Origin of the sequence: Ancylobacter radicis, assembly GCF_018449475.1 — a bacterium.
Taxonomy (GTDB): Bacteria; Pseudomonadota; Alphaproteobacteria; order Rhizobiales; family Xanthobacteraceae; genus Ancylobacter; species Ancylobacter radicis.
Window position 1 is genome coordinate 43,639 of record NZ_JAHCQH010000025.1, and the last position, 13,387, is coordinate 57,025.

At 66.8% G+C, this 13,387-nt stretch carries 17 protein-coding genes; 13 read left to right on the forward strand and 4 right to left on the reverse strand.

Annotated features, from left to right (window positions below):
- Positions 1–2: 2 nt before the first annotated feature.
- From KIP89_RS19510 to KIP89_RS19525, 4 genes are all read right to left on the reverse strand, one after another.
- Positions 3–1,259, reverse strand: a complete 1,257-nt coding sequence (locus KIP89_RS19510) for a flagellar hook protein FlgE (protein ID WP_213757273.1) — start codon at positions 1,257–1,259, stop codon at positions 3–5.
- Positions 1,260–1,343: 84 nt separating this feature from the next.
- On the reverse strand, positions 1,344–2,666 hold the full coding sequence (gene fliI, locus KIP89_RS19515) for a flagellar protein export ATPase FliI (RefSeq protein WP_213757274.1): 1,323 nt from the start codon (positions 2,664–2,666) through the stop codon (positions 1,344–1,346).
- Position 2,667: 1 nt separating this feature from the next.
- On the reverse strand, positions 2,668–3,387 hold the full coding sequence (flgF, locus tag KIP89_RS19520) for a flagellar basal-body rod protein FlgF (RefSeq protein WP_213757275.1): 720 nt from the start codon (positions 3,385–3,387) through the stop codon (positions 2,668–2,670).
- A 3-nt stretch (positions 3,388–3,390) separates the two neighbouring features.
- On the reverse strand, positions 3,391–4,167 hold the full coding sequence (locus tag KIP89_RS19525; RefSeq protein ID WP_213757276.1) for a DUF1217 domain-containing protein: 777 nt from the start codon (positions 4,165–4,167) through the stop codon (positions 3,391–3,393).
- A gap of 193 nt (positions 4,168–4,360) precedes the next feature.
- Between KIP89_RS19525 and motA the strand changes: the two genes are divergently transcribed.
- The 13 genes from motA to flgI all read left to right on the forward strand — a co-directional run bounded on the left by motA (position 4,361) and on the right by flgI (position 13,371).
- Positions 4,361–5,245: a flagellar motor stator protein MotA gene (gene motA / locus KIP89_RS19530; RefSeq protein ID WP_213757277.1), complete on the forward strand. Its 885-nt coding sequence runs from the start codon at positions 4,361–4,363 to the stop codon at positions 5,243–5,245.
- A gap of 9 nt (positions 5,246–5,254) precedes the next feature.
- Positions 5,255–6,193: a flagellar motor switch protein FliM gene (locus KIP89_RS19535; protein WP_369808529.1), complete on the forward strand. Its 939-nt coding sequence runs from the start codon at positions 5,255–5,257 to the stop codon at positions 6,191–6,193.
- Positions 6,174–6,512 (forward strand): hypothetical protein, encoded by a 339-nt coding sequence (locus KIP89_RS19540; RefSeq protein ID WP_213757279.1) that lies wholly within the window; start codon positions 6,174–6,176, stop codon positions 6,510–6,512. The genes KIP89_RS19535 and KIP89_RS19540 overlap by 20 nt, the downstream gene beginning before the upstream one ends.
- On the forward strand, positions 6,509–6,838 hold the full coding sequence (fliN, locus tag KIP89_RS19545) for a flagellar motor switch protein FliN (protein ID WP_213757280.1): 330 nt from the start codon (positions 6,509–6,511) through the stop codon (positions 6,836–6,838). The genes KIP89_RS19540 and fliN overlap by 4 nt, the downstream gene beginning before the upstream one ends.
- A 13-nt stretch (positions 6,839–6,851) precedes the next feature.
- Positions 6,852–7,883, forward strand: coding sequence for a flagellar motor switch protein FliG (locus KIP89_RS19550; RefSeq protein WP_213757281.1), 1,032 nt, complete (start codon positions 6,852–6,854; stop codon positions 7,881–7,883).
- A gap of 23 nt (positions 7,884–7,906) precedes the next feature.
- Entirely contained in the window at positions 7,907–8,983 is a 1,077-nt protein-coding gene (locus tag KIP89_RS19555; RefSeq protein ID WP_213757282.1) for an EscU/YscU/HrcU family type III secretion system export apparatus switch protein, read from the forward strand.
- The gene (locus KIP89_RS19560; protein WP_213757283.1) at positions 8,970–9,428 is read left to right on the forward strand and encodes a BspJ family T4SS effector nucleomodulin; all 459 of its coding nucleotides are present in this window, start codon (positions 8,970–8,972) and stop codon (positions 9,426–9,428) included. Before KIP89_RS19555 ends, KIP89_RS19560 begins: the two co-directional genes overlap by 14 nt.
- Positions 9,429–9,578: 150 nt before the next feature.
- Positions 9,579–9,962: a flagellar basal body rod protein FlgB gene (gene flgB / locus KIP89_RS19565; RefSeq protein WP_213757284.1), complete on the forward strand. Its 384-nt coding sequence runs from the start codon at positions 9,579–9,581 to the stop codon at positions 9,960–9,962.
- On the forward strand, positions 9,962–10,384 hold the full coding sequence (gene flgC, locus KIP89_RS19570; RefSeq protein WP_213757285.1) for a flagellar basal body rod protein FlgC: 423 nt from the start codon (positions 9,962–9,964) through the stop codon (positions 10,382–10,384). The genes flgB and flgC overlap by 1 nt, the downstream gene beginning before the upstream one ends.
- The gene (gene fliE, locus KIP89_RS19575) at positions 10,384–10,707 is read left to right on the forward strand and encodes a flagellar hook-basal body complex protein FliE (protein WP_213757314.1); all 324 of its coding nucleotides are present in this window, start codon (positions 10,384–10,386) and stop codon (positions 10,705–10,707) included. Before flgC ends, fliE begins: the two co-directional genes overlap by 1 nt.
- Before the next feature lie 10 nt (positions 10,708–10,717).
- Entirely contained in the window at positions 10,718–11,506 is a 789-nt protein-coding gene (gene flgG / locus KIP89_RS19580; protein WP_213757286.1) for a flagellar basal-body rod protein FlgG, read from the forward strand.
- A gap of 117 nt (positions 11,507–11,623) precedes the next feature.
- Positions 11,624–12,232, forward strand: a complete 609-nt coding sequence (flgA, locus tag KIP89_RS19585; protein ID WP_213757287.1) for a flagellar basal body P-ring formation chaperone FlgA — start codon at positions 11,624–11,626, stop codon at positions 12,230–12,232.
- 11 nt (positions 12,233–12,243) lie between these two features.
- A complete protein-coding gene (gene flgI, locus KIP89_RS19590; protein ID WP_213757288.1) occupies positions 12,244–13,371 on the forward strand; it encodes a flagellar basal body P-ring protein FlgI in 1,128 nt (375 codons plus the stop codon).
- Positions 13,372–13,387 lie beyond the last annotated feature (16 nt).

Sequence of the window (13,387 nt, forward strand, 5' to 3'; positions counted from 1 at the left end):
CGTCACCGCTTCAGGTTCATGAGGACGTCGAGCAGTTCCGAACCGGTCTGGAACACCTTCGAATTGGCGGTGTAGTCGCGCTGGGCGGCGATCATCTCGGTAAGTTCGGACGCCATGTCGACCGTGGAACGTTCGGTGGCGCCGGAGATCATCGTGCCGAGCCCGCCCGCATTGGCGAAGCCGACCTGGATGGCACCGGATTCATTGGTGGTCTCGAAGACGTTGCCGGCCTTCGGGTTCAGATTGTCCGGGCTGGTCACGAAGGCCAGCGGGATCTTGTAGAGCGGGGACTTGCGCCCGTTCAGGTCGAGCGCCGAGACCACGCCGTCGGCATTGATTTCCACGCCGGAGACCGAGGACGGCGCATTGCCGTCGACCGTGGCCGAGAGCGGGGTGTAGCCGTCGGCGAGCTGGGTCATGCCGGTGAGATCAAGCGTCAGCGCCTGGCCGTTCGGCACGTTGAGCGCGAACGTCGGCGCCGAGGTCAGGTTGCCGAGATTGTCGAAGGCCAGCGTCTGCGTGGCGAGCGGGGCGGCGCCATAGGGGAAATCGCCCGTGATCGGCGCATCGGCGCGGTTGAACACCGTCATCTCCCATTCGATGGGAGCGCCGGAGGCCTTGGTCAGGAAGATGTCGAGCGTGACCTCGTTGCCGAGATTGTCGAAGGTCACGAGCGAGGACTTCTGCGAATAGGTCGAGGTCGCCGCATTGTCGGCGGGCGTATCGCCGGCCACCACCGCGTCGGACGACGGCAGGTTGGCGGCGAAAGTGCCGGTGCGGGTGGGATTGGCGGCAAGGCGCACATCCGCCACCTTCACGGCCTGCAGGCCGCCCGCGCCGTTGAGCACGACATTGGGGTCGCCCGCGGTGATGTCGTAGCCCATCAGCGTGAAGCCGCCGGCATTGACCAGATTGCCGGTCGCCGCGTCCACCGTGAAGGAACCGGCGCGGCTGAGATAGGGCGTGCCGTTCGGGTCGGAGACGAGGAAGAAGCCGTTGCCCTGAATGGCCAGATCGGTCGCCGAGGTCGTGTAGTTGAGCGCGCCCTGCTGGCTGACGACGTGGCGGATATTGGTGTTCACCGCGCCGGAATTATACTCGCCGGTGCCGCTCTGAAGCAGCAGGGTCGAGAACTCGGCGGTGGCCCGCTTGTAGCCGGCGGTGCCCGAATTGGCGATGTTGTCGGCGATGGTGCCGAGCTTGTTCGACTGCGCGGACATACCGGAAACGCCCGTGCGCATCATGCCGTAAAGGCTCATCTCATCACTCCTGACTGTACGTGCGGCATTTGAACCGCTCTGGCTTGCGCGAAACTGGCGCCTCGCGATGCGGCTGGACCGGGCCTAGCCGCGAATGGCTTGTGCGAGTTCGGCGAAAGGGTCGCCGCCGGGCGGGGCGTCGGCATATTGGCGCAGCGCGTCATAGATGCGCGGCACCAGCAGCACCGCCTGATCCAGCTCGGCATCGGTGCCGGGCGTGTAGCCGCCCATGAGGCGCAGATCCTTGGTGTCCTCGAAGCGCGCGATGAGGCCGCGCAGGCGGCGGACCAGATCGCGCTGTTCCGAGGTCCAGACCAGGTCGGCGAGGCGCGAGACCGAGCGCAGCACGTTCACCGCCGGGAAGCGGCCCTGATCGGCAATGGCGCGGTCGAGCACGATATGCCCGTCCAGCGTGCCGCGTATGGCGTCGGCGACGGGGTCATTATGGTCGTCGCCATCGACCAGCACGGAGAACACCGCCGAGATCGAGCCGGTGCCCTCGCGCCCCGGTCCCGCCCGCTCCAGCAGGCGCGGCAGGGTGCTGAACACGCTCGGCGCATAGCCGCGCGCCACCGCCGGTTCCCCGGCGGCCAGCGCCACGTCGCGCGCGGCATGGGCGTAGCGCGTCACGCTGTCGACGATCAGCAGCACGCTGTCGCCACGGTCGCGGAAATATTCGGCCACCGCGAAGCCGGCGCGCGGGGCCAGGCGGCGCATCATCGGGCTTTCGTCGCTGGTGGCGACCACCACGACCGCGCGGTGGCGATTGGGCGCGAGCGGGCCTTCGAGGAATTCGCGCACCTCGCGTCCGCGCTCGCCGACCAGCGCGACAACGACGGTGTCGAAGCCCTCGCAGCGCGCCAGCATCGACAGCAGCGTCGACTTGCCGACGCCCGAGCCGGCGAAGATGCCGATGCGCTGGCCTTCGCAGAGCGGGGTGAACAGGTCGATCACCCGCACGCCGGTGCGCAGCGGCTTGTCGATGCGCGAGCGGTTCATCGCCTCCGGCGGGTCGGCGTCGAGCGGCATGGCGAGATCGCCGAGGATGAGCGGACCGGCCCCGTCCAGCGGCTGGCCGAGCGCGTTGATGACCCGCCCCTTCCAGCTCGGATCGGGGCGGAAGGCCAGCGCCCCGCTCTTATAGGCGGTCGCGCCCATGCCGAGCGCGACGCGTTCGTCGAACGGTTTCACCGTGGCGCCGTCCGCGTCGAGCCGCACCACCTCGCCGATCACCCGCTTGCCATCCGCCTCGACGGCCACGCATTCGCCGAGCCGCAGATGGGCGGAGAGGCCGGTCACGCGGAAATGGGTCGGTGCGACCTCGCGCACGCAGCCGCTGGCACGCACCAGCGGCACTTCGGCGAGGCCCGACATCACGGCCGCTTCCAGGCGTCGCAGCGCGTTCACGTCAGGACGGTCCCAGCGCGCGGATGGCCTCGGTGGTCGTGTCCTCGCCCTGCTGCACCGCCTGCGCCGCCATCTCGAAGCTGCGCTGCACGTTGATGAGCCGCGTCATTTCGAGGATCGGATCGACATTCGAGCCTTCGACATAGCCCTGACGGATGCCGAGGCTGGTGAAATCCTGCACCACCGTCGCCGGCCGGTCGGGCACCACGGCGGAGCTGCCCTGCCGGGTCAGTTCGGCGCCGGCCGGCAGCGTGAACAGGCCGACCGTGCCGATGCGGTTGCCGGCCTGCGTCATGGCGCCGTCCGAGCCGACCGCCACCGGGCCGGCGGCGGGATCGAGGGTGATCTGCGTGCCGCCGGCATCCAGCACCGGCAGGTCATCGACCGTGCGCAGACCGCCATTGGGGCCGATATGGAAACGTCCGTCGCGGGTGTACATGGTGCCCTGCGGGCCGGCCACGGCGAACCAGGCATCGCCCTGCGGGGCGAGGTCGAGCGGGTTGCCGGTATAGACGGCATTGCCGGCTTTCAGCGAGGTATAGCTGCCGCCTTCCGAGATGAAGGCGACATCGCCCGCCCCGGCCTGCGACAGCACGGTCTCGAACTTGACCTCTTCGGCGCGGTAGCCGGGCGTGTTCATGTTGGCGATGTTGCTGGCGATGGTCGCCATGCGGCGCTCGGCCGCCATCTGCACGGAAAGCGCGACGTAAAGGCCTGACACGCCTTAGCCTCCATATCTCAGGGTAAGCAGCGACATGGCGACGCCGGAACCGACCGTGCCGTAGCCGCCGCTGTTGAACAGAGTGAGCACCGTCGAATCCGACGCCACCTGGTCGACATCCCACCGCGCGGTGAAACGCTGGATCAGGCGGTCGAGCTTGGCCGGCTCCTTGAGCGAGGCGATGTCGAGCCGCTTCTTGACCGCCGCGGCCTGCCGGTCGATGTCGGCATTGCCCATCTCGGCGGGGAAGCCATAGACGGTCTTCACCACCTTCCAGAGCGCCGGGTCCGCCATCAGCCCGAAGGCCGAGGTTATTTTCGGTGCCTCGCGCTTGAAGTAGAGGGCGAGACGCACGCCCTCATTCTCCGTGCCGGCATCCACTTCCAGCGACTGGCGCACATATTTGTCGACCACGTCCTGCCGCGCGGCGGCACGGGAGGTGGTCAGCGCGCCATAGGAATCGAAGTCGAACGCCTTGGCGAAGGCGGTGAAGCGTTCGTCGTTCAGCCGATTGGCGAAGGATTTCTCGTCGACGATGCCCTCGGTCAGCACCTTGCGCATATACGCCTTGGCGTGGCTCATCTCCTCAAGCCCGAACGCCTTCATCGCGTAGTTGAACACGCGCGTGTTCTTGATGAAGTCGTCGATCGACTTGATTTTCGGGATCGTCTCCTGAAAATACTTCGTCTCCAGCGCCACAATCGGCTCGGTCGCCTTCAGCTTCAGCGTCCGGTCGAGATTGCGGGTGAGCAGGCGATAGGAATCATAGGTCGTTGCCATGGCGCACCGTGCGTGTGTCCGGCCTACACCCTCGCCCACCAACCTTGCGCCGGGCTGGAATCGGCCGCCGGACCCCGCGCCATGACCCGACGCAGCGGGCAAAACCAGGACTTACCCTTGCGGCCGCCGCGCCTGCCAGCCTCACGCAACCTTGCCCGCCTAGACCCGGTCTCCACAACGGAGGGGTATCGCTTTGGGCATCTTGATTGGCATCATCCTGGGGTTCGCCTCGATCGCCGGCGGCTTCGTGGCCATGGGCGGACACCTTGAGGTGATCTGGCAACCCTTTGAATATGTGATCATTTTCGGCATCGCCTTTGCCACCTTCATCATCGCCAACCCGATGTCGACGATCAAGGACACCGGCAAGGCGATGGTCCAGTCCTTCTCAGGCAAGGGCCCCAAGCGCCAGGACTTCCTGCACCTGCTCGGCCTGCTCTATGCGCTGATGCGCGAGCTGCGCACCAAGCCGCGCAACGAGGTCGAGGGTCACATCGACGACCCCACCAATTCGCCGCTGTTCCAGCACTTCCCGGACATTCTGAAGGACAAGGAACTGACCGGGTTCATCTGCGACTATGCGCGCCTGATCGTCATCGGCAATGCCCGCTCGCACGAGATCGAGGGGCTGATGGAACAGGAAATCTCGACCATCAAGAAATACAAGACCAAGCCGGCCAGTGCGCTCAGCACGGTGGCCGAGGGCATGCCGGCGATCGGCATCTGCGCGGCGGTGCTCGGCATCGTCAAGGCGATGGGCGCCATCGACCAGTCGCCGGAAATCCTCGGCCACTACATCGCCTCGGCGCTGGTTGGCACGCTGATCGGCATCTACGCCTCCTACGCGATCCTCGGGCCGATGGCGCACAGCATCAAGATCATGCGCGAGAAGCAGTGCCAGCCCTACATCATCGTGAAGCAGTCGCTGATCGCCTACATGAACGGGGCGCTGCCGCAGATCGCGCTGGAGCACGGGCGCAAGACGATTTCCTCGGGCGAGCGGCCGACCATCGACGAGGTCGAGGCCGAAGCGATCACCAACGTCCCGAACCTCTCGGCCATGGCACAGGCGGCCTGAGCGATGAACATGCAGTCCGGCTCCCCCAACGGCTCCCCGACCGACATCCGCAACCTGCTGCTCGACGCGGCCGGGCTGTCGCTCGACAAGCTGCCGATGCTCAACGTCATCTTCGACCGCATGGCGACGCAATGCGCGGAAAGCCTGCGCCAGCTCGTCGCCTCGCAGGCCTATTACTCGCTCAGCGATGTCGAGAGCGGGCGCATCGGCGACGTCCTCGACAGCTATGAAGGCATGGCCGTGGTGGGCGTGTTCCACTCACCCGAATGGGACAGCCACGCCATCGTCGGCTTCGATCGCGACTTCATCTTCACCATGGTGGAAGTGCTGTTCGGGGCGGATGGCTCCGAGCCGCCGGTCGATGACGAGCGGTCCTTCTCCAATATCGAGATGCGCATCGCCCAGGCGCTGTTCGAGCAGATGGCCAAGGCCCTGCAAAGTGCCTTCTCGCTGGTCAGCAAGGCGACCTTCAAGTTCCAGCGGCACGAGACGCGCATGGATTTTGCCGTCATCGGGCGGCGCAACAATCTGGCCATCTGCGCCAAGTTCCTGCTTCAGGCGATCAATCGCGGCGGCGAGATGTTCGTGCTGATCCCGCAAGGCGCCCTCACCCCCCTGCGCCAGCAGCTCGCCAGCACCACGGCGGGCGAATCGGCGCCGAGCGATCCGGTGTGGAGCAAGCACATTCGCGGCGAGGTGCAGCGCACCGAGGTGCGGCTGCGCGCGGTGCTGGAGCAGCGCGAGATCACGCTCGGCGAGGCCGCCGCGCTGGAAGTCGGGCAGATCCTGACCCTGCAGGCGACGCCGCGCAGCCGGGTGAAGCTGGAGAGCACCGAGGAAGGCCTGTTCTGGTGCAGCCTCGGGCAAGCCGAGGGTGCGTATGTGTTGCGCATCGAAGATGCCGTCGATCAGGCCCAGGAGTTCCTCGATGATATTCTCCCCCGGTGAGGCCGTGCTGTTCGTCGCCCTCGTGGTGACCAGCGTCTGCGTGGTGCTGATGTATCGCAAGCTGGGCGCCCTCTCCGCCTATCAGCGCGATTACCGCGTGGCGCTCGACGACAGCGCCAACGCCCTGCACCACGCGCGCAACGCGATGGCGCTCTTGAACGATGACAGCCGCGAGCTGCTCATGCTGCTCTCCCACAAGATCCAGGATGCCGAAACGCTGCTCTGGCGCCTCGAACATGCGCAGAACGCGGCCCGCAACGGCAAGCCCGGCGCCGGCCCGGCCGGCAGTCCCCCTCCCGCTCCCAAGGTGAAGCCATGACCGAAACCTTCGCGCCCGAACCCATCACCGGCGGCGGCTCTGTCGAGGAGACCTTCGCCGGCCGCGGCCTCGATTCCCTGCTGCGCGTTTCCGTGACGATGCAGGTCGTGCTCGGCTCGGCCAATCTCCCGGTCGCCCAGCTCATGAAGCTCGGCCGCGGCGCCATCGTGCCGCTCGACCGCCGCGTCGGCGAGCCGGTGGATGTGGTGGTGAACGGCCGCATCCTGGCCCGCGGCGAAGTCGTCGTGGTCGATGAGGACAATTCGCGCTTCGGCGTTTCCCTGACCGAGATCGTCGGGGCCGCGGGCAACGACTCGAACCGCTGATCGGGAGCCGTAAATGGCCGTAGCTCCCACGGTGCGGGGCGTCAGCAACCGCCCCCTGCACGGCGTCGATCGTGTGGCCGCCCTGCTCATGACCATGGGCAAGCCGGCCGCGGCGCGCCTCATGAAACATTTCGAGCCGGACGAGATCCGGCTCATCACCCGCACCATCGCCGAGATGCGCCCCGTGACCACCCATCAGGTGGAAATGGCCATCGAGGAATTCGCCGCCCAGTTCGTCGCCGGCGCCAATATCGGCGGTTCGGCGAGCGATGTGGAGCGTCTGCTCGCCGGCGTGCTGCCGCCCGATCAGATCAGCGAGATCATGAACGATGTGCTGGGCGCGGCCAACCACTCGATCTGGGATCGCATCTCCGGCGTCACGGAAGGCACCATCGCGACCTATGTGATGAAGGAACATCCGCAGATCGCGGCGCTGATCCTGTCCAAGGTGAAGCCCAACTGCGCCGCCAAGGTGCTCGGCCATCTGCCGGAGGAGATGCGCAACGGCGTGATGCGCCGCATGCTCGCCTTCAAGCCGATCGTCGACGAGACCATGCGCATCATCGAGAGCACGATCCATGAGGACTTCATGGTCAATCTCGCGCGCAATGCCGGCTCCGACACCCATGCCCGCATCGCCGACATCATCAACAAGATGGAGCGCAACGACATGGAGAACGTGCTCACCAGCCTGTCCTCCACGCGCCCCAAATCGGCGGAAATCCTCAAGGGTCTGCTGTTCACCTTCGACGACATCATCAACCTGCCGCCGCGCGCGCGGACCTCGCTGTTCGACCAGGTGCCGAACGACAAGACCGTGCTGGCGCTGAAGGGAACGGACCCGGAATTCCGCGAGACCATCCTGCAATCGCTCGGCTCGCGCGTGCGCCGCATGGTCGAGCAGGAGCTGTCGACCAGCGAGCCGGCGGCCGCGCGCGACGTCGCCGAGGCGCGGCGCGTCATCACCGACCTCGCGCTGGAAATGGCGGGTCGCGGCGAAATCGAGCTGAACTCCGGCGGTGAGGAAGACGCCTATGTGCGCTAGTACTCGCCAGGTCCGAGGATGCTATGTCCGAGGATAACGACAAGGAAAGTAAAACCGAGGAAGCCAGCGAAAAGAAGATCTCCGACGCAGTGGAAAAGGGAAACATCCCCTTTTCCAAGGAAGCCACGCTGTTTGCGTCCCTCATGGGCATTCTCGTCTCGCTCAGCTTCTTCGCCGGGCCGCAGAGCGCCGCGCTGACGCAGGGACTGGCGCGCTTCATCGACAATCCCGGCGGCTTTCGCCTGACCACCAGCGAGGACGCGACGAATATCCTCTGGATGGCCTTCGACGTCGGCGCGCGCTTCCTGCTGCCCATCGTCATCGTCCTCTCGGTCGCCGGCGTGGTCGCTGCGCTGGCGCAGAACACCCCGCGCATGGTCGGCGAGCGGATCCGCCCGCAATGGTCGCGCGTCTCCCCGATGGGCGGCTGGAAGCGCCTGTTCGGGCGGCAGGGGCAGATGGAATTCCTGAAATCGCTGTTCAAGTTCGGCGCGATTTCGCTGGTCTGCGGCCTGCTGCTGTTCTCCGGCCAGGACAGCATCACCGCGGCCCTGTCGAGCGATCCGGTGCTGGTGCCCTCGATGCTGCTCGGTCTCGCCGTGCGGCTGATCTCCGCCGTGTGCGTGGCCACCATCGCGCTGGTCGGTGTCGATCTGGTCTGGTCGCGCCTGCACTGGAAGGCCGAGCTGCGCATGACCAAGCAGGAGGTGAAGGACGAGTTCAAGCAGGCCGAGGGCGACCCCATGGTCAAGGCGCGCATCCGCTCGATCGCCCAGGAGCGCGCCCGCCACCGCATGATGAACGCGGTGCCGCGCGCCTCCATCGTGCTCGCCAACCCCACCCATTACGCCATCGCGCTCTATTACGACCGGCAGAAGGGCGGCGCGCCGCTGGTGCTCGCCAAGGGCACCGACCTGATCGCGCTGAAAATCCGCTCCGTCGCCGAGAGCCACGGCATTCCCGTCGTCGAGGACCGCGCCTTGGTGCGCGCCATGTACGACGCCATCGAGGTCGACCAGTGGATTCCGGCGGAATTCTACCGGCCGATCGCCAAGATCCTCTATTTCATCTACGCACGAGGCAAGAATGCCAAAAGCTGATGGCGCTTTCCGCCTCGACAAGCAGGCCCTGCCCCCGCTCGCCCTGCTGCCCTATGAGAAACTGCTCGGCGACACGCTGCGCGGCTTTCTCAGCGAGCTGTTCTTCACCAGCGCCGGCGTGGTCATGGCCTATATCAGCCGCCGCCAGGACGAGAACATCCAGGATCTCATCGCCTCCTCGGCCGAGCTGTTTCTCAAGCCCGGCCTGCTGCATTACGGCCGCCACGCCGCCATCGAGAGCGACTGGGGCACCCCGCCCAATGTCAGCATCAGCATGGTGCTGCGCCAGGCGACGCTCACCGCCGCCTTCCGCGTGGTGTTCGACGACAGCGCCATCGGCGTGCATATCGACCGCATCGACTTCACCGGCGGCCCCGCCTCGGCCGATGACAATCTCCAGCGTTTCGCCACCGCCCTTGCCGCCGCCCGGCTCGCCGGGAACTAGGCGGGGACCGAGCGGGAGCCAGCGGCGGCCGGCCTGATAATCCTTTCCCTTTAAAGGATTATCTCAAAACTCCCCCCGCCCCGGCGGCCTGCGCCAGCCTCGTGCAAGGTTCTGTCCCTAGGGTGCTCCCATCGCAATGCGGAGCGTCTCTTGGACAAGGTCTATCTCTTCGATCTCGCCTCCCGCCATGCCGCCTGGGCCTCGGTGCGGCAGGCGACCATCGCCTCGAACATCGCCAACGCCAATACGCCCGGCTACCGGGCGGCGGAGGTCGAGCCGTTCGCGTCGGTGCTGGATCGCACCCATCTGGCGGAAGCCCGCACCAACCCCGGCCATCTCTCCCTGTCGGCGCCCGGCGCCGCCACGGTGGCGATGGACGACGCGGACAGCTGGAGCGTGTCGGAAAGCGGCAACACGGTGAGCATCGACCAGCAGATGGTCAAGGCCTCCGAGGTCAGCGGCGCCTTCAGCCTGAACACCAGTATCGTCCGCTCCTTCCACAAGATGGTGCTGGCCAGCGTGAGGAATTCCTGATGATCGATCCTCTGAAGTCGATCTCCGCGATCGCCAGCTCGGGCATGGAAGCCCAGTCGCTGCGCATGCGGGTGGCGTCCGAGAACATCGCCAATGCCCGCGCCACGGCGACGGCGCCGGGCGAGACGCCCTATGTGCGCAAGACCATTCATTTCTCCGCCCAGCCCATGCGCGAACTCGGCGTCTCCCGCGTCGCCGTGAGCCAGCTCGGCGTCGACCAGACCACGCCCTTCACCGTCGAGCACGACCCCGGCAACCCGGCCGCCGACGCGAATGGCAATGTGAAAATGCCCAACGTCAACCCGCTCGTCGAAATGGCGGATCTGCGTGAAGCCGGCCGTTCCTATTCGGCCAATCTTCAGATGATGAAGCAGGCCCGTTCCATGATTTCGATGACCATAGACCTGCTGAGGGCTGGATGATGCTCGACCCGATTGCTTCCTTCGCGCCGATCCGCACCACCGGCACCGCGGCGGCCTCCGCCGCCGGCCCGGCCTCGGCAGCGGCCCCGAGCCGCGCCGTGTCCGGCACCGATTTCGCCGATGTCTTCGCCGACGTCTCCGGCCAGGCCGTGAACGCGCTGAAGAACGCGGAGGCGACCTCCATCACCGGCATTCAGGGCAAGGCCTCGGTGCAGCACGTGGTGCAGACCATCATGGCGGCGGAGGAAAGCCTCCAGACCGCCCTCGCCGTCCGCGACAAGGTCGTCGCGGCCTATCAGGAAATCTCGCGGATGGCGATCTGAGGACACTGACATGAGAGCACTGGCCATCGCCGCCACCGGCATGAGCGCGCAGCAGACCAATGTGGAAGTGATCGCGAACAACATCGCGAACATCAACACCACCGGCTTCAAGCGCGCGCGCGCCGAATTCTCCGATCTGCTCTATCAGGCCGAGCGCGCCGGGGGCGTTCCCAATGTGGATGGCGGACTGCCCATCCCGGACGGGGCGCTGGTCGGCCTCGGCGTGCGCACCGTCGGCGTGCGCAACCTGCACATGCAGGGCCCGCTGACCCAGACCGGCAACCCGCTCGACCTCGCCATCAATGGCCGTGGCTGGTTCCAGATCACCAGCCCGACCGGCGAGACGGTCTATACGCGCGCCGGCTCCTTCAACAAGGGACCGGAAGGCCAGCTCGTCACCAATGACGGCTATGTCGTCGAGCCGGCCATCAACTTCCCGGCCGACACGGTGGAAATCGTCATCAACGAGACCGGGCAGGTCTACGCCAAGACCGCCGGACAGGCCGCGCCGCAGATGCTCGGCCAGCTCAACCTCGCCAATTTCGCCAATGATGGCGGGCTGGAGCCGATCGGCAACAATCTCTATCGCGAGACCGATGCCTCCGGCACCGCGACCATGGGCGTCGCCGCCGATACCGGCTTCGGCAAGATGCATCAGGGCTATCTGGAATCCTCCAACGTGGATCCGGTCAAGGAGATCACCGAGCTGATCTCCGCCCAGCGCGCCTATGAGATGAATTCCAAGGTAATCCAGGCCGCCGACGAAATGGCCGCCACCGTCTCCAAGGGCATCCGCTAGAGCTTTTTCGGTGAGCTCCGGTTCATCGAAAAAGCTCTAGCTTATTGTTCTGACGCATTTTCTTCACGCGAACCGGAATCCGCTTCGCTCGAAAATGCTCTAGCAAGGATACGCATCATGCTTCGGCATCTGTGGGGCGCGGCGCTCGCGCTCGCCCTTTCCTGTGCGCTCGCCCAGGGATCGGCGACGGCTCAAGAGGCGACCAGGGGCGCGTTCCGCGTCGCCGGCACGTCGATCGCCGACACCCGCGCCCACGATGCCACGCTCGGCGACTGGATGGCCCCCGTGCCCGCCGGAGCCGCCCGCGCGCCGGCCGCCCGGCCCGCCACAGCCGCGGAAATCCATCTCCCGGTCGCCGCCGGCGCCATCGCGCCGGGCGACAAGATCACTGACGACATGCTGGTCGACCGCGCCTTCCCCTCCTCCGTCGCCAGCCAGTACCCGATCGCCATCACCCGCGCCCAGCTCGTGGGCAAGGTGGCGCGCCGCGTGCTGCTCGCCGGCAATGTCATTCCGGTCGCCGCCGTCGGCGACGCCAAGGTCGTCACGCGCGGCGTCGCCGCCGAGCTGCGCTTCGAGCAGGACGGCCTCGTCATCACCGCGCTCGGCGTGCCGCTGGATTCCGGCACGGTCGGCGCCGTGGTCCGGCTGAAGAACATCGACAGCGGCAAGGTCGTGACCGGCGTCGTGCAGGATGACGGCTCGGTGAAGGTGGGCGGCAAATGAAGCGCCCGCGGATGAACCGACTCCTCGCCACCGCCCTGCTGCTGCTCGCCGGCCTCGCCAGCGCCGGCGCGGCGACCCGCATCAAGGACGTGTCCACCGTCCAGGGCGTGCGCGACAACCAGCTTGTCGGCTACGGCCTCGTCATCGGCCTTCAGGGCACCGGCGACACGCTGCGCAACTCGCCTTTCACCGAGCAGGCCATGCAGTCCATGCTCGACCGGCTCGGCGTCAGCACGCGCGGCATCCCGCTGCGGGCGCGCAATGTCGCCGCCGTCGCCGTCACCGCCAACCTGCCGCCCTTCGCCGGTGTCGGCTCGCGCATCGACATCAACGTCGCTTCGCTGGGCGATGCCTCCTCGCTGCGCGGCGGCACGCTGATCCTCACCCCGCTCAACAGCGGCGACGGGCAGACCTATGCGGTCGCGCAGGGTCAGCTCGCCGTCACCGGCTTCTCGGCCGAGGGCGAGGCGGAGAGCATCACCCAGGGCATCCCCACCGCCGCGCGCATTCCCAATGGCGCGCTGGTCGAGCGCCCCGCGCCCGGCGTGCTGAACGAGCTGCACAGCTTCGTGCTGGAGCTGAACAATCCGGATTTCGCCACCGCCGCGCGCATCGCCGACGTGATCAATGCCCGCTTCGGCAAGATCAAGTTCGACTATGGCAAGCTCGGCGGGCCCAACAAGCCGATCGCCCAGGAGCGCGACCTGCGCAGCGTGGTGGTGCAGCGCCCGCCGCAGATCAACCCGGCCCGCTTCCTCGCCATGGTCGGCGACCTGCCGGTCGAGCCGGACGCCCCCGCCCGCGTGGTGGTGGACCAGCGTTCCGGCACGGTGGTGATCGGGCGCAACGTCAAGATTTCGACCGTCGCCATCACCCAGGGCAATCTGACGGTGCGCGTCACCGAGACGCCGGAAGTCTCCCAGCCCGCCCCCTTCTCCGACGGTGAGACGGTCGTCGTGCCGCGCACCGACATCGGCATCGAGCAGGATGGCGGCTACCTCTCCGTCGTGCGCGGCCCCGATCTGGACACCCTCGTGCAAGGTCTGAACCGTATGGGGATGAGGCCGACGGACATCATCGCTGTCCTTCAGGCGATCAAGACCTCCGGCGCGCTCCAGGCCGAGCTGGTGGTCCAGTAATCCCGGCCCGGCCCGC